Source organism: Moraxella nasovis (genome assembly GCF_022701215.1).
Taxonomy (GTDB): domain Bacteria; phylum Pseudomonadota; class Gammaproteobacteria; order Pseudomonadales; family Moraxellaceae; genus Moraxella; species Moraxella nasovis.
This window is the reverse complement of sequence record NZ_CP089976.1, coordinates 815,436-838,801: the sequence shown is the minus strand read 5'-3', so window position 1 is coordinate 838,801 and position 23,366 is coordinate 815,436. Positions and strand designations below refer to the sequence as shown.

The 23,366-nt window shown below is 44.3% G+C and carries 16 protein-coding genes; 9 read left to right on the top strand and 7 right to left on the bottom strand.

Going from position 1 to position 23,366, the window contains the following annotated elements; genetic code table 11:
* Nucleotides 1-15: 15 nt before the first annotated feature.
* The gene (locus LU293_RS04100) at nucleotides 16-300 is read right to left on the bottom strand and encodes a hypothetical protein (protein WP_242749134.1); all 285 of its coding nucleotides are present in this window, start codon (nucleotides 298-300) and stop codon (nucleotides 16-18) included.
* A gap of 219 nt (nucleotides 301-519) precedes the next feature.
* Between LU293_RS04100 and typA the strand changes: the two genes are divergently transcribed.
* Together typA and mscL are read left to right on the top strand one after the other, a co-directional pair.
* Nucleotides 520-2,364, top strand: coding sequence for a translational GTPase TypA (typA, locus tag LU293_RS04095; protein WP_242749132.1), 1,845 nt, complete (start codon nucleotides 520-522; stop codon nucleotides 2,362-2,364).
* A 143-nt stretch (nucleotides 2,365-2,507) separates the two neighbouring features.
* Nucleotides 2,508-2,939, top strand: coding sequence for a large conductance mechanosensitive channel protein MscL (mscL, locus tag LU293_RS04090; RefSeq protein WP_242749130.1), 432 nt, complete (start codon nucleotides 2,508-2,510; stop codon nucleotides 2,937-2,939).
* Between the two features lie 24 nt (nucleotides 2,940-2,963).
* On the opposite strand, the gene mutM is transcribed toward mscL, so the two are convergent.
* Together mutM and LU293_RS04080 are read right to left on the bottom strand one after the other, a co-directional pair.
* On the bottom strand, nucleotides 2,964-3,860 hold the full coding sequence (gene mutM, locus LU293_RS04085) for a bifunctional DNA-formamidopyrimidine glycosylase/DNA-(apurinic or apyrimidinic site) lyase (RefSeq protein WP_242749128.1): 897 nt from the start codon (nucleotides 3,858-3,860) through the stop codon (nucleotides 2,964-2,966).
* Entirely contained in the window at nucleotides 3,860-6,229 is a 2,370-nt protein-coding gene (locus LU293_RS04080; protein ID WP_242749126.1) for a RelA/SpoT family protein, read from the bottom strand. The genes mutM and LU293_RS04080 overlap by 1 nt, the downstream gene beginning before the upstream one ends.
* A 490-nt stretch (nucleotides 6,230-6,719) precedes the next feature.
* Between LU293_RS04080 and LU293_RS04075 the strand changes: the two genes are divergently transcribed.
* The 3 genes from LU293_RS04075 to LU293_RS04065 all read left to right on the top strand — a co-directional run bounded on the left by LU293_RS04075 (nucleotide 6,720) and on the right by LU293_RS04065 (nucleotide 10,173).
* Nucleotides 6,720-8,561: a DEAD/DEAH box helicase gene (locus LU293_RS04075; RefSeq protein ID WP_242749124.1), complete on the top strand. Its 1,842-nt coding sequence runs from the start codon at nucleotides 6,720-6,722 to the stop codon at nucleotides 8,559-8,561.
* Between the two features lie 80 nt (nucleotides 8,562-8,641).
* Nucleotides 8,642-9,283 carry a trimeric intracellular cation channel family protein gene (locus LU293_RS04070; protein ID WP_242749122.1) on the top strand — a complete coding sequence of 214 codons (642 nt, stop codon included), beginning with the start codon at nucleotides 8,642-8,644 and terminating at the stop codon, nucleotides 9,281-9,283.
* A gap of 74 nt (nucleotides 9,284-9,357) precedes the next feature.
* On the top strand, nucleotides 9,358-10,173 hold the full coding sequence (locus LU293_RS04065) for a putative RNA methyltransferase (protein WP_242749120.1): 816 nt from the start codon (nucleotides 9,358-9,360) through the stop codon (nucleotides 10,171-10,173).
* A gap of 49 nt (nucleotides 10,174-10,222) precedes the next feature.
* Here LU293_RS04065 and rlmD read toward each other — a convergent pair whose 3' ends face one another.
* Genes rlmD through cysM form a run of 3 tightly spaced genes read right to left on the bottom strand, consistent with a single transcriptional unit; the run spans nucleotide 10,223 to nucleotide 13,502 of the window.
* Nucleotides 10,223-11,713: a 23S rRNA (uracil(1939)-C(5))-methyltransferase RlmD gene (gene rlmD, locus LU293_RS04060; protein ID WP_242749117.1), complete on the bottom strand. Its 1,491-nt coding sequence runs from the start codon at nucleotides 11,711-11,713 to the stop codon at nucleotides 10,223-10,225.
* Nucleotides 11,714-11,765: 52 nt separating this feature from the next.
* A complete protein-coding gene (locus LU293_RS04055; RefSeq protein WP_242749109.1) occupies nucleotides 11,766-12,539 on the bottom strand; it encodes a 3'-5' exonuclease in 774 nt (257 codons plus the stop codon).
* Between the two features lie 48 nt (nucleotides 12,540-12,587).
* The gene (cysM, locus tag LU293_RS04050) at nucleotides 12,588-13,502 is read right to left on the bottom strand and encodes a cysteine synthase CysM (protein WP_242749107.1); all 915 of its coding nucleotides are present in this window, start codon (nucleotides 13,500-13,502) and stop codon (nucleotides 12,588-12,590) included.
* 159 nt (nucleotides 13,503-13,661) lie between these two features.
* Between cysM and LU293_RS04045 the strand changes: the two genes are divergently transcribed.
* Nucleotides 13,662-16,625, top strand: a complete 2,964-nt coding sequence (locus LU293_RS04045) for an ATP-binding protein (RefSeq protein WP_242749105.1) — start codon at nucleotides 13,662-13,664, stop codon at nucleotides 16,623-16,625.
* 12 nt (nucleotides 16,626-16,637) lie between these two features.
* Here LU293_RS04045 and LU293_RS04040 read toward each other — a convergent pair whose 3' ends face one another.
* Nucleotides 16,638-16,784, bottom strand: a complete 147-nt coding sequence (locus tag LU293_RS04040) for a hypothetical protein (RefSeq protein WP_242749103.1) — start codon at nucleotides 16,782-16,784, stop codon at nucleotides 16,638-16,640.
* 257 nt (nucleotides 16,785-17,041) lie between these two features.
* Here LU293_RS04040 and purL point away from each other — a divergent pair, with 257 nt between their 5' ends.
* From purL to LU293_RS04025, 3 genes are all read left to right on the top strand, one after another.
* Nucleotides 17,042-20,986 carry a phosphoribosylformylglycinamidine synthase gene (gene purL / locus LU293_RS04035; RefSeq protein WP_242749101.1) on the top strand — a complete coding sequence of 1,315 codons (3,945 nt, stop codon included), beginning with the start codon at nucleotides 17,042-17,044 and terminating at the stop codon, nucleotides 20,984-20,986.
* Between the two features lie 220 nt (nucleotides 20,987-21,206).
* Nucleotides 21,207-22,469, top strand: a complete 1,263-nt coding sequence (gltS, locus tag LU293_RS04030) for a sodium/glutamate symporter (protein ID WP_242749099.1) — start codon at nucleotides 21,207-21,209, stop codon at nucleotides 22,467-22,469.
* A 160-nt stretch (nucleotides 22,470-22,629) separates the two neighbouring features.
* Nucleotides 22,630-23,331 (top strand): YidB family protein, encoded by a 702-nt coding sequence (locus tag LU293_RS04025; protein WP_242749097.1) that lies wholly within the window; start codon nucleotides 22,630-22,632, stop codon nucleotides 23,329-23,331.
* Nucleotides 23,332-23,366 lie beyond the last annotated feature (35 nt).

The window sequence follows — 23,366 nt, the reverse complement described above, 5'->3', positions numbered from 1 at the left end:
TTTCAAAAATCGCAATTAAGCTAATTTTTTGTCTGTCATTTTTCCATAAAATCTTACAACAAGCTGAGCGTGATAGTTGTAAAATTCCCTGCCGTGTTCACCGTTAAACTCATACGTTCTAGTACTACCATTTTTTTTATGAGTACCGATGATTGTCAAGCCGTTTTTTAAAGTGTGGTAAATTTCAGAATTAACAACAACTTCTGCATATCGAGTACCGTTTTTTGCAGTACCTCCGCTCATTTTGTTGTCATGAAAAAAATCACCAAATCCGAATTTATCAATATGTACTACTTTCATTTGTAAGCTCCTGTAGCTTTGGGTTGATTGTCGAGCTTTTGCTCTGTATATGTGCTTATTATATCTAATTATAATTAGATAATCAAGCATTATTTTCATTTTTTTAGCTTTTTTGTTGCGTTATCTGTATAATGCGACATCAAGTTATTAAGTTATGAACTTATGTGTACACAATAGTGTACATAAAAAAATAATCAACCAAAATTTTTAGGTAAAAACATGAATAATATCAAACAGTTAAGAAATATCGCCATTATAGCTCACGTTGACCATGGCAAAACCACGCTTGTTGATAAGTTATTACAACAATCTGGTGCATTGGGTGAGCGTGCAGGCGAGATTGAGCGTGTGATGGATTCTAATGCTTTAGAAAGCGAGCGTGGTATCACCATTTTAGCCAAAAACACATCAATCAAATGGCTCGACAAACGCACTGACACTACCTATCGCATTAATATCGTGGACACCCCAGGACACGCTGACTTTGGTGGTGAAGTGGAACGTGTGATGAGTATGGTGGACTGTGTACTACTGCTTGTTGACTCTCAAGAAGGCCCAATGCCACAAACTCGCTTTGTTACCCAAAAAGCTTTTGCTCGTGGACTTAAGCCGATTGTTATTTTAAATAAAATTGATAAGCCATCTGCTCGCCCTGATTGGGTAATGGATCAAGTTTTTGATCTGTTTGATAATCTAGGTGCAACCGATGAGCAGCTTGACTTTCCAATCGTATATGCTTCAGGTATGAACGGCATTGCAGGACGTGAGCCAGATAATCTTGCAACTGACATGACCCCATTATTTGAGACCATTGTTGATGTGGTTGAGCCGCCGAAGGTGGATGTAGATGGTCCGTTCCAAATGCAAATCTCAAGCCTTGACTATAACAGCTTTGTGGGTGTTATTGGTATTGGGCGTATTCAGCGTGGTTCTGTTAAGACAAACACGCCTGTCACCGTGATTGATAAAGAAGGTAAAACTCGCAACGGACGAATCTTAAAAATCATGGGTTATCACGGACTTGAGCGTGTCGATGTCGAAGAAGCTCACGCAGGTGATATCGTGTGTATCACAGGGATTGATGGGCTAAATATTTCAGACACTATCTGTGATCCTAAAGTAGTAGAGGCCCTGCCTGCACTGTCGGTAGATGAGCCAACCGTGTCTATGACCTTTCAAGTGAATGATTCACCATTCGCTGGTAAAGAAGGTAAGTTTGTTACTTCTCGTAATATTCGTGAACGTCTTGATCGTGAGCTTATTCATAACGTTGCCTTACGTGTGGAAGACACTGATAGTCCAGAGAAATTTAAAGTGTCTGGTCGTGGCGAGTTGCATTTATCTGTTTTGATTGAAAATATGCGTCGTGAAGGCTTTGAGCTTGGCGTATCTCGCCCACAAGTTATCATGAAAGAAATTGATGGTAAGATGTGCGAGCCTTACGAGAACGTAACTTTTGATGTTGAAGAACAGCACCAAGGTGCAGTTATGGAACAAATGGGCAACCGTAAAGGTGAGCTGACCAATATGGAAGTCGATGGAAAAGGACGCATCCGTATTGAAGCGGTTGTACCGTCACGTGGTTTGATTGGCTTTCGTTCAGAGTTTTTAACGATGACATCAGGCACAGGTATTATGACGTCAAGTTTTTCTCATTATGGCGAAGCTAAAAGCGGTACAGTGGCTGGTCGCCAAAATGGTGTGTTGATTTCTATGGTCAATGGTACGTGCTTGGCATATGCCTTATTTACGTTGCAAGACCGTGGACGTCTGTTTGCTAAACCACAGCTTGAAGTGTATGAAGGCATGATTATCGGTATTAATTCTCGCTCTGATGACATGGTGGTGAATCCAACTAAAGGTAAGCAGCTGACCAACGTGCGCGCTTCTGGTACGGATGAAGCCTTGACGCTAACACCTGCTGTTGAGTACACGCTAGAACAGGCACTTGAGTTTATCGAAGATGATGAGCTTGTGGAAGTTACGCCAAAATCAATTCGTATTCGTAAGCGTTATTTGACCGAAAATGAGCGTAAGCGTTTTAGTCGTAAAAAAGACGCTTAAGCCAGCAGTGGTTTACATAAAACCAACATAATACTTGATAGATGATACAGTAATTTTTATCCATTGTAGTATGATGTTGCCACTTTTTACAAGATAAACGTACTTTGTGCGTTTATCTTTGGTTATTTTTGGGAGTTAATCTTATGAGTATAATTCAAGAGTTTAAGGAATTTGCCCTAAAAGGCAATGTTATGGATTTGGCGGTTGGTGTCATTATTGGTGCAGCCTTTGGTAAGATTACGACATCATTGGTAGAAGATGTCATTATGCCAATCGTGTCTTTTATCATGGGTGGCGAATTTGATTTTAAAAATAAATTCATCTTACTTGGCGACGCTCCAGAAGGCGTGGCGATGACTTATGACGCCCTAAAAGAAGCAGGTGCTCCGATGTTGGCGTGGGGTAGCTTTGTGACAGTTGTCATTAACTTTATTATCTTAGCATTCATCATATTTTTGATGGTAAAAGGCATGAACAGACTGCGTCGTCAGCAGACCCAAGAGCCGGAATCTGCACCAGAGCCATCAGAAGAAGTATTATTGCTGCGTGAAATTAGTGCAAAGTTAAGTAAGTAAGTTATAAAGCCTTAAAAACCTAGTTTAGTTGCTAGGTTTTTTTTGGCAGTGCGGACAATACACACTGGCTCTGCCTGTTATCTTGACACTCTCAAGAGGCGTACCACAGACGGTGCAAGGCAGGTTTTGACGTCCATACGCAAGGAGTACTTGCTGAAAATAGCCTGTTTTTCCATTACCTGTGCTAAAGTCTTTTAAAGTTGTACCGCCTTGGATAATGGCTTTTTGTAGAATGGCTTTGATATGCTCAACAAGTGTAGCAATTTCATCAAAGCTAAGTAAATGTGCAGGCGTCTGTGGATGAATGCGTGAGAGAAATAGGCTTTCTGTGGCATAGATGTTACCCACGCCAACCACGCAGCTTTGATCCATGATGACAGCCTTAATGGGTTTGGCAATCGGTCTTTGGCGAGAATGAGTGATGTACTGATATAAGTAATCGGCATTAAAGTTACAGCTGAGCGGTTCTGGGCCTAAATGTGCCAAAAATCTATCATAAGCCAAATCGGTATTATCAATAAAATCATCATTAAACGCCCATAAAATCATTCCAAATCGTCTGGGGTCATGATAGTGCAATGGGGTGATATTGCCATCATCATCGGCAAAGGTAATCACCACATGGTCGTGCTTGATGGGCATTGGTGCGCCATCTTTGGCGGGTCTATTTTGAAGACTACCTGACATGCCTAAGTGGATAAGCAGTACCTTTTTTCGATTGTCTTGGGCGTTAAAAAAAGTCAATAGCAGATATTTGGCACGCCGAGACACATCTGTTAGCCTAAAGCCGACCAAAGTTGATAAGTCGCTGGGTATTGCATAGCGAAGCTTTGGCTGACTGATGGCGACACTGGCAACTTGTTGATTTAGTAGCACAGCAAGGCTTGTTTTTGTGGTTTCAACTTCAGGTAACTCTGGCATTAGCCATTACTCCGTTTTGCAAAAATGACGCTTGGCTGCTGTTCGATTTTATTTAGCAGACGAGATAAATGTGTTAATCCTGCCACTTCCACAAAAAACTTCATCTGACTGATGGCATCATCACAAAAAACAGTCTCAGCCCGATGAATATTCACTTTTTCTTTATCAATGACATGCACTAAGTCACGCAACAGACCATCACGGCTGTAAGCTTCTACGATAATGGCGACAGGTTGATAGCGTCCAAAGCTTTCTTGCCAGCGAGCAACGATACAGCGGTCAGGCTCTTTTTCGACCAAGCGCAGATATTCAGCACACGCTTGACTGTGAACGCTTATACCATTAGATAGGGTAATAAATCCTGCAATCGGCTCACCATGAATGGGGTTGCAGCATTTGGCAAGGTGTAGCTCTACATTATCAAAGCCTTCTAGATCGATTTTGTATTTATTGGTACGTACTGGTGTCTTAATCTCAATGGTGGATTCATTTACCTGAGGTATGGCAAGGCTAAGCTTGGTGGCAATCTTGCCGACAAGCTGTGCTGATCCAATCTCACCCATAAAGATGCCAAGGTATAGGTCTTCATCACTTTTGACATTAAATTCTTCAAAGTAGTCAGACAGCTTAACTTGGTTTAGGCTGATGGATAAGCGATCAAGCTCACGCAAAAATAGATTCTTACCTGTCTCAATGTTCTTATCACGGTCTTGTTTATTAAACCACTGCCGTAGCTTTGCCTTGGCTCGGTTGGTGTGAATATAGCCTAGCGATGATACCAGCCAATCTCGGTTTGGCTCTCGGCTAGATTTGGTGATAATCTCGACTTGATCGCCTGTCTTTGGCTGGTGAGTGAGCGGGACATACCGCCCATTGACTCGAGCTCCTTGGGCTCGATTACCGACTTCTGTATGCACATAATAAGCAAAATCTAAGACGGTCGCACCTTTTGGCATCTCGGTGATATCGCCATCACGACTAAAAACATAAATTCGTTCAGCGTTATCTAGGTCTAAATCGTCAATATCTGATTCGGTGCTAGCAACTTTATCGCCTTCTAAGAGCTGACGCAATGAGCTAATCTTTTGAACTAAATAGTTGTCTTGCTTGCCTTTAAGCCCTTCTTTGTAGTTTACATGTGCCGCTTTACCAAGCTCTGCTTCAAAATGCATGTCAAAGGTACGAATCTGTACTTCTAAGGTGCGGTGCTCGGCGATGACAACGGTGTGTAGTGACTTATATCCGTTAGGCTTAGGGTTTGTGATGTAGTCGTCAAATTGTTCTGGCACATGACGCCATAAGCCGTGAACCACCCCAAGCGTGTAGTAGCATTCTGCATTGGTATTAACAAGCACACGCAAGGCACGAATATCATACAACTGATCAAACGATAAGTTCTTTTTCTTCATCTTTCGCCAGATAGAATAGATGTGTTTGACACGCCCAGACAGCTCAAAGCTAATGCCTGCACCTTCTAGGGCATCTGCTAGGCTTTGCTTGACGGTGTCAATGTACAACTCACGTTCACTGCGTTTTTCGGCAAGCAATGAAGCAATTTTTTTATATTCATCAGGAGCAATATAGCGAAATGCTAAATCTTCAAGCTCCCACTTTAGCTGAGCGATGGAAAGTCTGTGAGCAAGTGGGGCGTAGATGGTCATGACTTCTCGTGCCACACGTTGCTGACGATCTTGTGGTGCAAAAGATAACTCACGCATGGCAAAGGTGCGTTCAGCAAGCTTAATCAATACGGCTCGCACATCATTGGTGGTGCTGACAAGCATGCTATAAATATTAGAAAGCTGTTCTCTTTGGTTGCCATCAAAGTAGTCTTCTAGTCGTTTATTGCTCTCGATACTCTCTGACAGCTTTCCGATGGCAAGCGTGTCTTGAACCAAATGAGCGACATCACTACCAAAATTTTGGCGAATAGTGTCAATACTCACCAACTCTCGGCGTGCTGTCCGATATAGCATGGCAGCGATAAGTGCGTTTTCGTCTTGGAATAGATACGCTAGAATATCTGCCATGCCAATGCCTGTGGCATAAGCCCCAGAGCGGCAGGCGTGTGGCTTGCCAGATTGAATTTTAACAAAATCGCACGCCTTTTTAAGCATGGGTAAGCTATCTTTGCCAAAGCGTTCAGAGACTGACTTAAGCCAAGCGTCCACATCAATGTCTGCTTCACTTAGGCTAGATGGCACCTGTGTGGTGCTTGAGTGATCAAGTGTGGTGGCAAGCTTAGGATGGGAAAGCTGAGCTTTAAAATCAGGATGCAATCGTGCAACCAGACTGGCTGTCAAAGTTGCACTGTCAGTGCTGCTGCTGTTGCCGCCAAGTAATGGCAAGCTGTCACGAATCTGTACCACAAGCTGTCCTTATTGCAAAAATAAAAGCTTTTTACGCTATTTTAGTTATTATGGCATTTTAGCGGTGAATTTAAAAGTAAAAACGGCTAAATTTTACCCAAAAAGCCGATACAATCGCAGGCATTATCTTTTGCTAAAAATTCATAATATTTTTTCCCGTTTTTTAATAATCTGTGTTATAATCTTTAGATTGTGAGTTAAACTCACTCGCTTGATGACATCGCCTTTTATTGATTTGAGTTTTATTTTGTGCGTTTGGGCAACTACTTTGCCAGAAAAACGCAACTTAAATGCCTGACGTTCTTTATTCGTTTGACGACACCCCAAGAATACCAAGCGTAAACCTGCCTAATTTTGCGATGATTTAGCTGTAAGCTGAGCGATAATCCAACCATATAATGCCTAAATTCACGATTACCTTGTATCTAAAGGTGGTTTGTGTATTCTTGTTCATCAGTGGTTTTTGCGTACCTATTTTTAAAGTGTAATTATGACGAACGAAACTCAAAATCCGTTAAACCTTAAAGCAATTTTAAGCCCAACCCTTGCCCAGCAGGCAATAGAAGATGTGGCGACCGATGAAACAACTTTTGCTGATTTAAACTTACATAAGCTGATTTTAAAAGCATTAACCAAATCAGGCTACACCAAGCCTACCCCAATCCAAGCAGGAGCAATCCCGCACGCCTTAGATGGTCGTGATTTATTATTGTCAGCACAAACAGGCTCTGGCAAGACAGCAGCATTTGTTCTGCCGATTCTGCACAGCTTAGCCACTCAGTCTGCCAAGCCAAAGACAGATGAAGTTAATAAAGATGATTTTAGTCAAAAATCACACGACCGTTACCAAAAAACCCCAATCAAAGCCCTAATTTTAACGCCAACCCGCGAGCTTGCCATGCAAGTTCAAGACAATGTGCGTAAGTACAGCGGTGAGCTTAAAGGCATCTTTAGTGTGCCGCTTGTCGGTGGTGCACCGTATAGCGGTCAGATTCGTGCCTTACGCAAAGGCGTCCAAATCGTCATCGCAACACCGGGACGCTTAATCGATCACATAAACAGTGAGCGAGTGGATCTGTCTGAGCTTGATACGTTGATTTTGGATGAAGCTGATCGTATGCTGGATATGGGCTTTGCCGATGACATCAGTGCCATTTTACAAGCTGCTCCAGAATCTCGTCAGACCATCATGTCATCAGCAACTTGGGATGGAGCAGTTGGTAAAATTGCAGAAAGTTTCACAGTAAATCCTGAACGTGTCGCCATTAAAGTAGAATCAGCTCACATTGATGAAAGTGTGTATTTTTGTGATGACTTTCACCATAAAAATAAGATTTTAATTGAGCTACTAAGTGACCCTAAGATTAGCCAAGCTGTGATTTTTACAGCAACCAAACGCAGCACCGAACAGCTTGCCGAGACGCTTGTTGAAGCAGGGCTAAAGGCACGTTATCTGCATGGTGATTTGCCCCAAGGCAAACGTAACCGCATTATCAGTGATGTAAAAAGTGGTAAATGTGACTTTCTTATTGCAACAGATGTCGCTGCTCGTGGTATTGACATCTCAAACATCAGTCACGTTGTAAACTATGATTTGCCACGCCAAGTAGAAGATTATGTGCATCGTATCGGTCGCTGTGGTCGTGCTGGACGCACAGGTGTGGCGATGAATCTATGCAGTATGGATGATCGTTCACAGTTGTTTAAGATTAACCATTATCTAAAGCGTGACATGAAGACGGCTGTTGTAGAAGGGCTTGAGCCAAGGCGTCCTGCCCCAAACCTTGACGATAATCGCCGTAAAAAAGACCGTGGTAATCGTCGTGATGGCGGTCGTGGCGGTCGATTTGAGGGGCGTAGTCAAGGGCAAGGCAGGTTTGATCGTAGGCTTAAGGCAGGTCGTGATGAGCGTCAGTTTGGGCGTGGTGACGACAACCGCAACCGCCGTAATGAGGGATATGCAGATAGACCCTATCGTAATGACAGAGCCGACACAAGCGAACGTCGCTTTGATGACAGACGAGATACTAGACGAGACGATAAACCACGCTTTAATGACAAACCACGTTTTGGTGACAAACCACGCTTTAATGACAAACCACGCTTTAATGACAAACCACGCTTCGGTGACAAACCACGCTTTAACGACAAGCCAAAATTTGGTGATAATAGACGTTCAGGATTTAGCGATAAGCCATCGTATTTTAGCGATAAGCCGTCATATAAGAAGAACGATCACCCATTTTCAAAGAAAACTCGTGGATCAGAGGAAGAAGTTTTTTTTGCTAAGCGTCAAGCAAAAAAAGCAAAACGTAAGTTTGGCGATGAATAGTCATTTTGTGTGTTCATACAAAGCCCTGCCGATAGCGGGGTTTTGTATTATAATACCGCCGATGAATATGGATGCTAAAGATGATGAATTTTGGACTAAATGCTGAGTTTGCCATTTATGTGCTAGATATGGTAGGTATCGTGGCATGCTCAGTTGCAGGAACGACGCTTGCATTATATAAGCGGTTTGACTTTTTTGGTTGCATTTTAGTTTCAATGGTAAATGCCATTGGTGGCGGTACTTTGCGTGATGTCATGCTAGATCGTCATCCGCTGTTTTGGATGACAGATCTTAATTATATGATTGTCATTACCTTGACATCGCTGTTATGCCAAGTGTTTTTTGGTCTGTATAAAAAAGTTGCAGGGGCTTTAAAATTCTTTGATGCGATTGGCTTGGCGGCATTTAGTGTGATCGGCTTAAAAGTCACTTTGTCTTTTGGAGCAAATCCTTTGGTGGCAGTATTAATGGCGGTGATGACAAGTATTGCTGGCGGTATCATGCGCGATATGATCTGTAATGAGGTGCCACTTGTGCTACAAAAAGAGATTTATATCAGTGCCAGCATCATCGGTTCGGTGTTATATTTTGGATTGGAGCAGATAGGCTTTAGTATGCACCTTGTAGAGATGCTGACGCTGCTGACAATCTTTGGTGTGCGAATGTTTGCCATTCGCTTTGATTGGCATTTACCATCTTTGGAATGGCGATTTGATCGCTAAGCTTTTTGTATAAACGTTTCTTTGTATCAGCAGATACATGTTAAAATAACTTTAAATTTTTGCTAAGTTTAATCATGCTTGCCTGTCCTATCTGTCATACCCCCTTAATGTATGCTCAAAAATCTTATACGTGCCAAAATCGCCACAGCTATGATGTCAGTAAAGATGGCTATGTCAATCTACACGTCGTCCAGCATAAACGCAGTCATCATGCAGGCGACACGCCAGAATCGGTGCAAGCAAGGCGACGCTTTTTGGCGGGTGGGTTTTATGAGCCGTTAAGAGCGAAAATCGGTGAGATTATAGCAGCCCAAAAAGTCCATACCGCACTTGATATTGGCTGTGGTGAAGGTTATTACACCGCTCAGATTGCCAAACAGACGCATCAAGTTTTTGCTTTAGATATCGCAAAACCTGCTGTAAAAATCGCTGCCAAATCCTACAAGTTATCACATAAAAACATTACTTGGATTGTCGGCACAGGATCACTTTTGCCAATCACTGATAACAGTGTGGATCTGTGTACCAGCTTGTTTAGCCCACTACCAAAATCTGAGATGTTAAGAGTGCTAAAAGATGGTGGTCTGATGTTAATGGCAACGCCTGCCCCTACGCATCTGTACGCACTTCGCCAAGGGCTGTTTGATACGGTAAATTTACACGAGCCTGGTAAGTTTGTAGAACAGATGAGTCCAGAATTTTATTTACTTAACACATGGCACGTGGATAATGAGATGACCCTAGATGCCCAAGCATTAAGCGATCTAATTGACATGACGCCTTATGCTTATAAAGCTCGCTTGGATAAAAAAACCGCCCTAAAGTCATTGGACGGTTTTAAGGTTTTGGCAAGTTTTTGTGTTTATTTATTTAAAAAGTGCGACACTTAGCACTATTATCTTGGTATCGGCAAATGGTGCTTAACGAATAAGCTGTCGCCTAAATTTTCTCAAATCGTGCAATACTCTCCACATGCCCTGTGTGGCTAAACATATCCATCACGCCTGCATGAGTTAGCTTATAACCTTGCTCAAGCAGTAGGGCGGTATCACGAGCAAGTGTTGCAGGGTTGCATGAAACATAAACAATGCGTTTGGCGTTAAATTTACCCAAGTACGCCATCACTTCCATAGCACCACTTCTAGGTGGGTCAATAAGTAGAGCATCCACTTCGCCTACCCACTCTTCGGCAGAAAAATCTTGTGTCAAATCTTGGGCATAAAACTTAGCGTGCATAATGCCGTTTGCTTTGGCATTCATGGCGGCACGCTCTGTCATCTCATGACTGCCTTCAACACCAATCACAAAACCTGTCTTACCCACACATTTAGCAAGCGGCAGGCTAAAATTGCCAAGTCCGCAGAATAGATCAAGCACTCGCTCGCCTGCTTTTAGATCCAATAGATCACAAGCAAGCTTGGTCATCTTGCGATTAACTGATAAGTTGACTTGGGTGAAGTCAAGGGGTGAAAATTCAAAAGTAACATCAAAATCAGCTAAGCGATAAAACAGTCCGCCAGTCGGTGGCACGGTCAAAGAGCTTGCTCGCCCATGGGGATCATCGATGCGATGCACGGTATCGCTACCTTTTGGTTGTAAGAACAGTTGCCAGTGACGCTTGGCAAAAAAGTCTTGTAGTTTATCAATATCGCCATCACAAAGTGGCTGAAGATGACGCACGATAACAGCAACCGACTTAGTACTATCTGCGACATCATCAAGCGTCTCACCCATGGCAAGCTCTAATTGGGCAATGTCATTACGCCCATCTAGACTTGTGATAAGGGCTTTTAGGTTATCAATCTCAAAGCCAATGCGAGTATCTAAAATGTGGCATTCATTTAAATTTGCTAAAAAATTACTGCTACGCTCACGAAAGCCGACAAGAGCAGTGTTCTTTTTTTCTACAAATCTTACGCCCATGCGTGCCTTGGTACGGTAACCTAGACGTTCTGCTGTGAGTGGGGTTAGCCAAGTCTCTGGCTGAGTGAGTGCTTGGTGGCTTAGTAGTTCTGCCAAGACCTTTTGTTTAAAGGCGATCTGCCCATCGGCTTGCCAATGCTGCAGACTACAGCCACCACACACCCCAAAATGTGGGCAAGGCGGTGTTTGGCGTTCAGGATTAGGGTTATTTAGCACAGTTAAAGCGTCACCTTCTTCAAAGGTTTTTTTGCTAGATTTAATCTGTACGCTGACGGTTTCGTTTGGTAGGGCAAAATTAACAAAGACTTTTTTGCCGTGCTTATCGGTAGGGTGTAAGCTTGCCTGCTCACCGACACCATACGCTGCCACGCCACGCCCATCATGAGCTAGATTGTCAATGACGAGCGTAACAGGCGGTGCGTCTTGTAAGCGTTTACGGGTGCGAGCATTGGTTTTGCTGTGTTTTTTATTTGGTGCTTGTAAGATGGTTGGGTTATGAACAGTCATGGTTGCCTTGCCAAAAAAGGTGGGTAAAAGGCTCAATTATACCACAGATTATCTATGACTCTTGCCAACCTTGTAAAAACTGCTGATGGCGTGGTTTTCCACTTGTATCAACTAAAGATTGGATAAAGTCTTGGGTGTGGGTTAGCAGCGTGTTTGCACTTTGCTCATCCATTTTACCTGTCAGCACAAGCCATCTTAGGTAAATAAACCACGTATTAATCACGTCGCTTTCACAATAATTAGTCAGCTTATGCCATTGATTTTTTAGCACCATTGGCACAACTTGAGAGCCATCTAAGTCACCTTTACCAGCAAAGCCACATAGGCTTGCGATGGTGTCAAGTTTTTGTTTATTTGACCACACGCCAAAGGAGAACTTATCCATCAGATCCACGTGTTTTTCGCTGTAACGGTTTAGATAATCGTTCTGCTTAAAGCCTGCATTCATGATGGGGCTAGCATCAATGTGGTGGTGCGTCATGCGATACAGCAGCACAGGCAAATCAAATCCTGATCCATTCCATGACACAATGATGGGCTTTTTGTCAAAAGCACGCAAAAATGTGCTAAGAATGCTGCGTTCGTCCCTACTATCTAGGCTTAATGATTTTAGGGTGAATTGCCCTTCATCAAACCATAAAAACGACAAGCACGCAATCTTATGCAAAGGGTGCTGCATAAAGCTATTACCCACTTCAGACTGTCTTAACGCCATCAAGGCGCTAAGCGTATCGGCCTCAGATAGACCTGCAAGCTCAGGATAAAGCTTTTTACCTGTCACGGTGTCAGGTATGGTCTCAATGTCAAATACTAAAATCGGTGGCATGGCTTATCCTTGTATCAAACAAAAATCGAGTCAACTGGTGTGGCTTAATTAATCTTCAACACCAAACAGCCCTGTTGATAAATACCTATCCCCTCTATCGCAGACGATAAAGACGATTACTGCTTTGGGGTCATTTGTAGTGATGGTCTTTGCCACTTGCTGGCTTGCCCAAGCTGCACCGCCAGATGACACCCCACAAAATACGCCTTCTTGCTTGGCAAGCTGTCGCATGGTGATCTCAGCGTCTTTTTGATTAACATCCATCACGACATCGACGAATGTTGGGTCAAAGATTTGTGGCAGATAGGCCCTCTCCCATCGGCGAATGCCTGCAATGCTTGAATGCTCATCTGGCTGTAGCCCGATAATCTGGATATTTGGGTTTTGTTCTTTTAAGAATTTTGAGACGCCCATAATCGTGCCTGTTGTGCCCATAGAGCTGACAAAGTGGGTGATTTTACCGTCCGTCTGCTTCCAGATTTCAGGTCCTGTGGTGCGGTAATGGGCTTGCCAGTTATCATCATTATTAAATTGATCTAAGACGATGCCTTTGCCATCGGCTTGCATTTGTAATGCTAGGTCACGAGCCTCTTCCATGCCTTGCTCAACCTCGATAAGTGTCGCACCATAGGCACGCATGGCGTCTTTACGTTCTTGGGTTGAGTTTTTTGGCATGATGAGCGTCATCTTATAGCCAAGCATGGCAGCCACCATCGCAAGAGCAATGCCTGTGTTACCGCTTGTCGCTTCGATGAGCGTGTCGCCCGGTGTGATTTGTCCACGCTTTTGGGCCTCGTTAATCATATTAAAGGCAGGGCGATCTTTTACAGAACCTGCAGGGTTATTGCCCTCAAGCTTGGCTAAGATGGTGACATGTGGTGTGCCAAAGCTATCAAGCAAAACCAAAGGCGTGTTACCTACTGTATCAGCAAGGTGTGTGGTGGTTAAAGCAGTGTGCATCATGATAAAATCCGTGTCATTAATTTGGTGTGATGTGATGGATTATAGCACATCTACCACGACAAAAAACTCTAAGCTTATACAGCGTTTTGGTTTTTTTTGTGATTTATTCGCTGTGTGAAACATGCTACACTAACCACAGTCATTTGTTAGGTATTATCTATGAATCACCCCCGACTAAAAGCCTTAAAAAGTGCTTATGGACAGCTGATTTTGTTGGTGTTTGTGCCAATCGCTATCTTAGCGATGGTTGGTGGTTTGCTTGTGTTTTTTGAAGTGCGTCGAGCCGTTTTATCAGAGCAAGACGTGCTTGCCCAAGCTGCATTAACACGCTATGAAGTGCAAGCACGTTCGCTACTTGCCCAAGATAATAATCCTAATATGACTACTACCTTAATGCAGATTACCCAAGACTGGAATGACGATGCCAACAGGTCTAATCTGCATGATCATGATGCCAGTTTATACGTTAAGCTTAGCAATTATTTTAACCAAATTAAGCTTCAGCATGTCCAGCGAATGGCGATTATGGATAGTCAGGCAAATATTGTGCTGACATCAGGGTCAAATAAGCAGGCTAAGTGGGGTGATTTTGATACAACCAAGCAAGTAGTTTCAAGACTTGCCACCGATTATGGCACAGCTTATGGGCGTGCTATACAAGTGGACCATCAGCGATTTTGGCTGTTTGTAGAGATGGATGATAGTCCCTTAATCATCACCTTTTATCGAGTGCTGTTGGCACTGTGTGTGACGGGACTTATCACCATTTTATTACTGCTTTTGATTTTAAATAGCTATTCTAAGCGATGGATTGCCCCCATTTATGAGATGCGGCTTTATCTACAAAAGCTAAATGTTGACAATTTAACTGAGCCACCAAGTATGCGTACAAGTGGTGAGTTTAAGCTGATTCAGCAAGATTTTGTCAGGGCGTTAAGACGGCTAAATGTCAGCTTTCAAGAGTTAAAGCAGCACGCTGATGAAACAGAAAGAGACTTACAACAAGCCTTTGACGAGATGGAAATGCAAAATATCTCCATTCGTAAGGCTCGTGATTTGGCGGTAAGTACAAGCCAAGCTAAGTCGGCATTTTTGGCAAATATCAGCCATGAACTTCGCACGCCACTAAACAGCATTGATGGGTTTATTAATCTGTTAGCTCGTAAAAAAGACCTAACAGGTGAGCAAAATTTATACGTTCAGACCATCAAAAAATCATCTGCCCATCTGCTTGCTTTGGTGAATGATGTACTCGATTTTTCAAAGATTGAAGCAGGTAAATTGGTGCTTGACAGCCATGAGTACGATTTGTACGCCACGATTTATGATGTGGTGGATATGCTGTCACCTACCGCCCTTGAAAAGCATTTACGCTTGGCGGTGTTATTTTATAATGACGTGCCAACGCACGCTATTGGTGATAGCTTGCGTGTTAAGCAAATTTTAACCAATCTTGTTGGTAACGCCATTAAATTTACCGATACAGGTGGTGTGGTTGTCAAAGTCAGCTTATCTGATGATAAGCCAAACTTTCTAAAAATTGCGGTGGAAGACACAGGCAAAGGCGTCAGCGAATCTGATAAAGAGCAATTATTTAAAAGCTTTAGCCAAGGGGATTTGTCGGTAACTCGGCGTTATGGTGGCACAGGTCTTGGTCTGGTTATTTCAAAGCAGCTAACTGCCTTAATGGGCGGTGATATTGGATTTTTTGATAATCAAAGCGAAAATGCTGCTAAAAACGGAGCGACTTTTTGGTTTGAGATGCCAACAGGGCTTAAGACTGCAGAAGTAACGGAGATACAAGAAGTTGTGCCGACACTTGGCACAAAGGAGCGACCGCTCTCTGTCTTGGTGTGGATTAACCATCTGCCAGCAGTTCAAGTACTAAAAGCAAGCCTAAGCCAAGATAACGTACATGTATTTTTTGCGATTGGCTTGGCAGATTTATTAGAGCAGCTTGACCATAAGGAGCATGGCTTTGATTGGGTGATTGTGGATAACTTTGGGCAAGACGCCGCCCAAGACGACATCCGAGCGATTTTACGCCAAATTCGCTTAAGATACCAAGGTCCATTAGCAGCGTACGGTTATCAGGTTGGCATGGATAATATGCTGTTAGAACGCTATAAAACCCATGCACTGTATGAGCCACTTGACCGTAGACAGCTTTATGCGATGCTTTGCAATCATGGCGATGCCTATGCTAAAAGCAAGTCTGTTGAGCTAAAATTTAAAGGCACAAGAGTGCTGGCAGTTGATGATCATTTGCCAAATTTATTGGTATTAGAAGCATTGCTTTGTGAGCTTGGGGTAGAAGTGATTCAAGCAAGTAACGGCTTTGATGCCATCGAGATGATGAGTCAGGTGGTGACCAATAGCCTTAAGCCGATTGATTTAATCTTTATGGATATTCAAATGCCAAGAATGTCAGGGCTTGAAGCAACTCAGCAAATTCGCAAGTTAGAGCAGACGCATAAGGCGAAGCCGACGCCTATCATCGCCTTGACTGCTCATGGGCTTGCAGATGAGAAAGACCGTCTGGTGGCAGCAGGGCTTGATGACTATGTTGGCAAGCCCATCGGGCATCTACAGCTGATGCAGACGCTAGAGCGATGGTTACACCACGATGTGACAGGGGTGGATGTCATGTCTAAAGCGGTATCAATGCTTAAGCCTGTGGCGATGAGTGACGCCACTTCTGTGGTAAATGCTGCTGATATTGATTGGGCGGATGCACTGCAGCGAGCAGCCAATAAAGTTGATTTGGCTGAAACGCTCCTACAGACCATAATCGACACAGCCGAGAGTGAAAAACAGCTCTTAGAGCGTGCGTGGGCGGATAGGAACAGAGCAGAGCTTGCTCAGATTGCTCATCGCATGGTGGGCGGCTCTCGCTATACAGGCGTGCCAAGATTACGCCATGCTGCACAAGACTTTGAAGAGCAGTGCCGAGCAGATGTTAGTCAGGTGAGTGCCAGTCATTTTATTAGTATGCGTCCAAGCTACCGTATGCTTATTGATGCGTTAGATGCCTTGCAAGCGATTGATTTAAATGAGTATTTACAATCATCATCGCACCATGATACAGCTGATGAAAATGCCATCACATGGAAAGTGATGTAATAGCTTAGTAAGCTAGCCATAACAACAAAGCGATGGCAAATCTACAGTCAAATTAAGCCAATCTATCAAGCAAAAACGACAAGCAATACTGCCACCCATTTTGTCAAACACCAAAGGTTTTAGCCGTGTGATGAACATATGTTGGCTACTGGTCATCATTGTCTTAGCATTTTTATGGTGGATATATTTATGGGTGTTTGTTTGGATTATTTGCCTAAGCTGTTTGTCTAGGCTTTGGGTAGTTTGGCTAAAGTGCTAAATTGTACTAATTTGTAAAGTAATATTAAGACTTGTGTTTAATTTATAACAGGCGATAAAGAGATTTGGGCGTTGATGACTAAAGTTTGTGCCCACTTTTTGGTAAATCTGTTATAATGCAGGTATTTTTCTTTTGCACCATCTTAAAAGGTATCGCCATGATTAGCACCATCGCAGGGCATCGTTTTTTAACGGATTTTCAAGCTCATCAATTAGCCACACAGCTTCGCCAAAAAGCAGGGCTACACATTGAGCGTATTGACAGCCAACAAGTGTATGTATTTGATTTGCCCCTAAGTGGTAGCGACCATCAAAAGGCGGTAAGCCTACTCAATCAAGGCGAGAAAATCCCTTTAACCACCGCCACAGACGACGAGCTACAACTCATCATCGCCCCAAGATTTGGCACGATTAGCCCTTGGTCATCTAAGGCGACCGATATTTTTAATAACTGTGGCATCAAGGTGGGTCGGATTGAGCGTGTTGTCATCTTTACGCTGACAGGCGACAATCTGCCTGCCAAATTACCAGTCGCCGCCGAGCGTATCTTGTACGACCGCATGACCCAAAGTTTGGTGTACGACTTGGACGAAGTGTCAGCTTTATTCATTGATGGCGAGCCTGCCCATCTAAGCACGGTGGACATCATGGGCTGTGGGCGTGATGCTTTGGTGGCAGCCAATCGTGAGTTTGGCTTTGCTTTGTCTGATGTCGATGTGGATTATTTGGTAGATAATTTCACCAAATTAGGTCGCAATCCGACCGATGTTGAGCTGATGATGTTCGCCCAAGCCAACTCTGAGCATTGCCGTCATAAGATTTTTAATGCCGAGTGGACGATTGATGGGCAAATACAGCCCAAATCACTGTTTAAGATGATTAAAAATACCCACGAGAAGCACGCTGACGGCATCTTGTCTGCCTACAAGGACAATGCAGCGGTGATGGCAGGCTTTAAAACGCCCCGTTTTTATCCCACCAAAAATACAGACCGTGAAGCACAGTACGGCTTTCATGATGAACAAATTGACATCTTGATGAAAGTGGAGACGCACAATCACCCCACCGCCATCGCCCCATTTGCAGGGGCAGCCACAGGAGCTGGTGGTGAGATTCGTGATGAAGGGGCGACAGGGCGTGGTGGCAAGCCAAAAGCAGGCTTGGCAGGATTTAGTGTGTCGCATTTGCACCTGCCAAATATGCTAGAAAAATGGGAAACATCAGGCAAGGTATCAACCAAGGACTATGGCAAGCCTGAGCGTATGGCAAGTGCTTTGGAGATTATGATTGACGGACCGCTGGGGTCGGCAGCCTTTGCCAATGAATTTGGTCGCCCAAATTTAAATGGTTATTTTCGTAGCTTTGAGCTAGACACGTCAGCCGACCAAGACGGCAGCCAAATGCGTGGCTATCATAAGCCGATTATGATTGCAGGGGGCTATGGTAACATCAAGCGTAATTTGGTACAAAAAAACGCCATTCAACAAGGCGATTTGCTCATCGTGCTTGGCGGTCCTGCCATGCAGATTGGTTTGGGTGGTGGTGCGGCAAGCTCGGTGGATAGTGGTGAGCTTGACGAAGGCTTGGATTTTGCGTCTGTACAACGTGATAATGCTGAGATGGAACGTCGCTGTCAAGAAGTGATTGACACCTGCTGGGCGATGGCAAAAGATGGCGATGATAATAACCCAATCGTCTCTATCCATGACGTGGGAGCAGGTGGGCTGTCCAATGCCATGCCAGAGCTTGTGGACGACCATGAGCTTGGGGCTCATCTTAATTTGCGTAAAGTACCTTCGCTAGAACAAGGTATGTCGCCAATGGCAATCTGGTCCAACGAAGCCCAAGAGCGTTATGTGCTTGCCATCTCACCCCAAAATGAAAAATTATTTGATGAAATCTGTGCTCGTGAGCGGTGTCCGTATGCCATCTTGGGCATAGCAACGGCGGTGCGTGAACTAAAAGTAGACGACAGCCTGCTGCCAGAACAGCCTGTGGATATGCCCATGCAGGTGCTATTAGGTGGCACGCCCAAAATGAAGCGTGCGTTTCATCGCAAGGACAATCCTTTGCGTTCGCTTGATGTCTCTGGGGTGGATTTGGCGACCAGTATTACAGATGTGCTAAGACACCCAACCGTTGCCAGTAAGTCGTTTTTGATTAGCATTGGCGACCGTTCTATCACAGGCATGGTTACCCAAGACCAGTATGTCGGACCTTATCAAGTGCCTGTGGCGGACTGTGCAGTTACGATGACAGGACTGCTTGCAGATACTGGCGAGGCGATGGCGATGGGTGAGCGTACGCCAGTTGCACTCATCAGCCCCAAAGCATCTGCACGGCTTGCGGTGGGCGAAGCCTTGACGAATATTGCGTCTGCTCGTATCAATAAGGTGTCAGATGTTACCTTGTCTGCTAACTGGATGGCAGCGTGTGGCGATGAGCGTGAAGATGAAGCACTGTATGATGCAGTGTATGCCATTGGCGAAGAGCTATGCCCTGCACTTGGCATTACCATTCCTGTGGGCAAAGACAGCTTGTCTATGAAGGCAAACTGGCAAGATGATGGCGTGGAGAAGACCGTCAGCTCGCCGATGAGTCTTATCATCACAGCCTTTGCCCCTGTACAAGATGTCGCCAAGACCATCACGCCAGAGCTTGTCAATACAGACGCAAAATTATTCCGCCTTGATTTATCCAAAGGCAAATACCGCTTGGGTGGTTCAATTTTTGCTCAGACATTAAGTCAGCTGGGCGATGATTGCCCTGATGTGGATAATGCGTCTGACCTTGGCAATCTGTTCGCTTTCATTCAAGCGGCAAGTGGGGCAGGGCTTATCCGTGCTTATCATGATATTAGTGATGGTGGTTTGGTGGCAAGTGTGGCAGAGATGCAGTTTGCCAGTCGCTTAAAAGTGGAATTAAACCTATCTGATGACAATCTACTAGGACAGCTGTTCGCCGAAGAGTTGGGGGCGGTCGTGCAGGTGCTTGCAGATGATGTGGCGACATTCATTGAGCTTGCCAAGACCCATCAGGTGGCGGATATGCTAAGCGACATTGGTCAAACTTATGCCACACCAAAAGGCGGGGCTAATCAAGACACATTAAGTATCATTACCCCAAGCCAAACCACCCAATTTAGCCGTGCTCAATTACAAGAACAATGGAGCAAGGTTAGCCATGCCATCGCAAGACTGCGTGATAATCCTGTGTGTGCCGACCAAGAGTTTGCACTCATCAGCGACCCTAGCCATCATGGACTGATTGCACAGGCGAATTATGAGCTGGATTTGGCGGTAGAAGCTCCTTATGTGAATAGTCGCACAAGCCAACCAAAAGTGGCGATTTTGCGTGAGCAAGGCGTGAATGGACATCTTGAAATGGCGGCAGGCTTTGTGCGTGCAGGCTTTGAAGCCATTGACGTGCATATGAGCGATTTGATGAGCGGACGCATTAACTTGCGTGATTTTGAAGGCTTGGTGGCGTGCGGTGGATTTAGCTATGGCGATGTGCTTGGGGCAGGCTCTGGCTGGGCAAACTCGGTATTATTCCATGATGAATTGCGTATGCAGTTTGCCAGATTCTTTCATCGCCAAGAGACATTCGCCTTGGGCGTGTGTAATGGCTGTCAGATGATGAGCCAATTAAAAGAGCTGATGGTGGGGGCTGACCATTTCCCACGTTTTATCCAAAACCAATCGGCACGCTTTGAAGCACGCACGGTCAATGTGCAAGTAGAGCGCACCAAGTCTGTGCTACTAAAAGGCATGCAAGACAGTATTTTGCCAGTTGCGGTGGCACATGGCGAAGGCTATGCGGATTTGACCGACAAATCAATCAATGAGCTTAGCCTACATGGTCAAATCGCCTTGCGTTATGTGGACAGTCAAGGCAATCCGACCGAGCATTATCCACTCAACCCAAATGGTTCGCCACAAGGCATCACAGGCGTGTGTAGTAGTGATGGGCGAGTTACTTTGATGATGCCACACCCAGAGCGTACCTTGCGTGCGGTGAACCATTCTTGGAAGCCTGACGCATGGCAACAAGATGGAGCGTGGTTACGTTTATTCCGCAATGCTCGTGCATTCTTGCGTTGATAGCAGTTAGGTGGTTTAGCGTGTCGCCAAAATAAGCTTAAGGTTTATTTTGGCGTGGTTTGATGAGTTGGGCTTTGATAACGTCGCTAAAAATGTTACAATGCTTTATCATTTTGCAATGCTGGCGTATGAAAGTTGTCTTTACATGCTGATGTGTTGCACCATTTTATCGTGTCAGGACGGACAGTTTTTACTGTCTGTTTTTTTTATTGGAGTGTTTATGGAATTTACATTAAACGGCTATTACACGCTGATTTTAGCAACGCTTGTGTTGCTTGTAGGGCGTTTTTTGGTAAAACGTATTAAATTTTTATCCGACTTTAACATTCCTGAACCTGTGGCAGGTGGCTTGGTTGGTGCGGCGATTGTTTATGGGCTAAATGTCGCCTTTGGTTATAGTTTTAATTTCCAAAAAGAATTGCAGACTGCTTGTATGCTCATGTTTTTTGCATCCATCGGTTTATCGGCAGACTTTAGCCGTCTAAAAGCAGGCGGCAAAGGCTTGCTGGTATTTTTGTTCGTGGTGTCATTTTTCATCATTTTACAAGATGCGGTGGGTGTTGGCCTAGCGAAGCTGCTTGACATTGATCCGTTACTTGGCTTAGTTGCAGGTTCGATTGCGTTAACGGGCGGACATGGTACAGCAGGAGCATGGGGTGCGACCTTTGAAGAGACCTATGGCGTTGTCGGGGCGACGACATTGGGTATTGCTTGTGCCACTTATGGCTTGGTATCAGGTGGTATTATTGGCGGTCCTGTGGCTCGTCGCTTGATTAATAAGCTTGGTATAAAGTCAAGTGTGCAAAGTGGCACGCCATTAAATGCTACTGCTCGCAGCTTAGATGGTACGCCTACTGACATTAAAGGCGGTGATTATTCCAGCGAAGAAATCTTTGAAAAATCAGATGATGTGCGTCTAATCACAGCGATTTCAGCGGTAGAAACTCTAGCACTGTTCGCTGCTTGCTTGGCATTTTCAGATATTATGGTGGGTGTTGCCAAGGATACTTGGTTTGAGTTGCCACAGTTTGTGTGGGCGTTATTTGGCGGTGTGGTGATTCGTAATATCCTAACCAATCTTTTTAATTTTGATATGTTTGATAGAGCGATTGATGTGTTTGGCAATGCATCTTTGTCGTTATTTTTAGCGATGGCATTATTGTCATTAAAACTGTGGGAATTAACAGACTTGGCAGGTCCAATTTTGATCATCTTGGTGGTGCAGACTGTTGTCATGGTGCTATATGCCACATTTGTGACGTATCGCATTATGGGTAAAGACTATGATGCTGCCGTTTTAGCAGCAGGTCATTGTGGTTTTGGTATGGGAGCCACCCCAACCGCCATCGCCAATATGCAGGCGATTACCGACCGCTATGTGCCATCGCATAAGGCATTTTTGATTGTGCCGATGGTGGGGGCGTTCTTTGTGGATATTGTCAATGTGGCGATTTTGCAGACCTTTATCGGTTTTATTGGCTAAGTAATTAAACCACCCCTAAAAACTAAAAACTTGGTGTTTTGCACCAAGTTTTTTTTTGCTTAATGTCACTTAAGTTTACGTACCGTTACATAAGCCCACTATTTTGTGATGATAAATTTTGTTATGATAGTGTAAACTTACCAAATTTAGGATGAACATCATGAGTTTATTACAAAACATTGTTACCCAAGTGGTCAAAAACGCCATTAGCGATGATAACCGTCATACGCAAAAAAATAGCCAAAATAGCGGAATTGGCGGTGCATTGGGCGGTATTTTTGGCGATGTCTTAGGTGATAACGACAGCCGTCAGCAAAAGTCACGCACCAGCCAAGGCGGGCTTGGTGATATCTTAGGCGGTGTGCTAGGTGGTGGACGCCAGTCAGGCGGTCAATTAGGCGACGTTCTAGGTGGTCTGCTTGGCGGTCAGTCTAAATCACCAAACGATCTAGGCTCTGTATTAGGTTCGGTGATTGGTTCGCAGATGGGGGGTCGTGGTAGCTTTAATAAATCGACCTTACTTGTGGCTTTATTACCCGTTGTGCTTGGATTTATCCAAAAAAGTGGCGGATTATCAGGCGTGCTGTCGAAGTTTGATAGTAATGGGCTTGGCAATAAAGCTCAGTCTTGGCTTAGCATTGACCGAGATAATGACGGCATTGATATAGGCGACATCAAAAGATTATTTGGCAATGATGAAATCAACAGCGTCTGTGAAAAAACAGGGGCAAGCCAAAATGAAGTATGTCAAGGCATCGCAGATTTACTCCCCCAAGTGATGGATGAACTAAGCCCACGCGGTAACTTAGAAGATGAGGGCAGAGCCAATCAAGAAATTTCTGAGATTTTACAAAAGCTGTAATCAGTAGCATAAAAACCGCTTAGACTGCTAAGCGG

What these genes read in the sequence shown, in the direction of transcription:
- LU293_RS04100 (WP_242749134.1), bottom strand. Translation starts at nt 300, where the DNA reads ATGAAAGTAGTACATATTGATAAATTCGGATTTGGTGATTTTTTTCAT.
- typA (WP_242749132.1), top strand. Translation starts at nt 520, where the DNA reads ATGAATAATATCAAACAGTTAAGAAATATCGCCATTATAGCTCACGTT.
- mscL (WP_242749130.1), top strand. Translation starts at nt 2,508, where the DNA reads ATGAGTATAATTCAAGAGTTTAAGGAATTTGCCCTAAAAGGCAATGTT.
- mutM (WP_242749128.1), bottom strand. Translation starts at nt 3,860, where the DNA reads ATGCCAGAGTTACCTGAAGTTGAAACCACAAAAACAAGCCTTGCTGTG.
- LU293_RS04075 (WP_242749124.1), top strand. Translation starts at nt 6,720, where the DNA reads ATGACGAACGAAACTCAAAATCCGTTAAACCTTAAAGCAATTTTAAGC.
- LU293_RS04070 (WP_242749122.1), top strand. Translation starts at nt 8,642, where the DNA reads ATGATGAATTTTGGACTAAATGCTGAGTTTGCCATTTATGTGCTAGAT.
- LU293_RS04065 (WP_242749120.1), top strand. Translation starts at nt 9,358, where the DNA reads ATGCTTGCCTGTCCTATCTGTCATACCCCCTTAATGTATGCTCAAAAA.
- rlmD (WP_242749117.1), bottom strand. Translation starts at nt 11,713, where the DNA reads ATGACTGTTCATAACCCAACCATCTTACAAGCACCAAATAAAAAACAC.
- LU293_RS04055 (WP_242749109.1), bottom strand. Translation starts at nt 12,539, where the DNA reads ATGCCACCGATTTTAGTATTTGACATTGAGACCATACCTGACACCGTG.
- cysM (WP_242749107.1), bottom strand. Translation starts at nt 13,502, where the DNA reads ATGATGCACACTGCTTTAACCACCACACACCTTGCTGATACAGTAGGT.
- LU293_RS04045 (WP_242749105.1), top strand. Translation starts at nt 13,662, where the DNA reads ATGAATCACCCCCGACTAAAAGCCTTAAAAAGTGCTTATGGACAGCTG.
- LU293_RS04040 (WP_242749103.1), bottom strand. Translation starts at nt 16,784, where the DNA reads ATGATGACCAGTAGCCAACATATGTTCATCACACGGCTAAAACCTTTG.
- purL (WP_242749101.1), top strand. Translation starts at nt 17,042, where the DNA reads ATGATTAGCACCATCGCAGGGCATCGTTTTTTAACGGATTTTCAAGCT.
- gltS (WP_242749099.1), top strand. Translation starts at nt 21,207, where the DNA reads ATGGAATTTACATTAAACGGCTATTACACGCTGATTTTAGCAACGCTT.
- LU293_RS04025 (WP_242749097.1), top strand. Translation starts at nt 22,630, where the DNA reads ATGAGTTTATTACAAAACATTGTTACCCAAGTGGTCAAAAACGCCATT.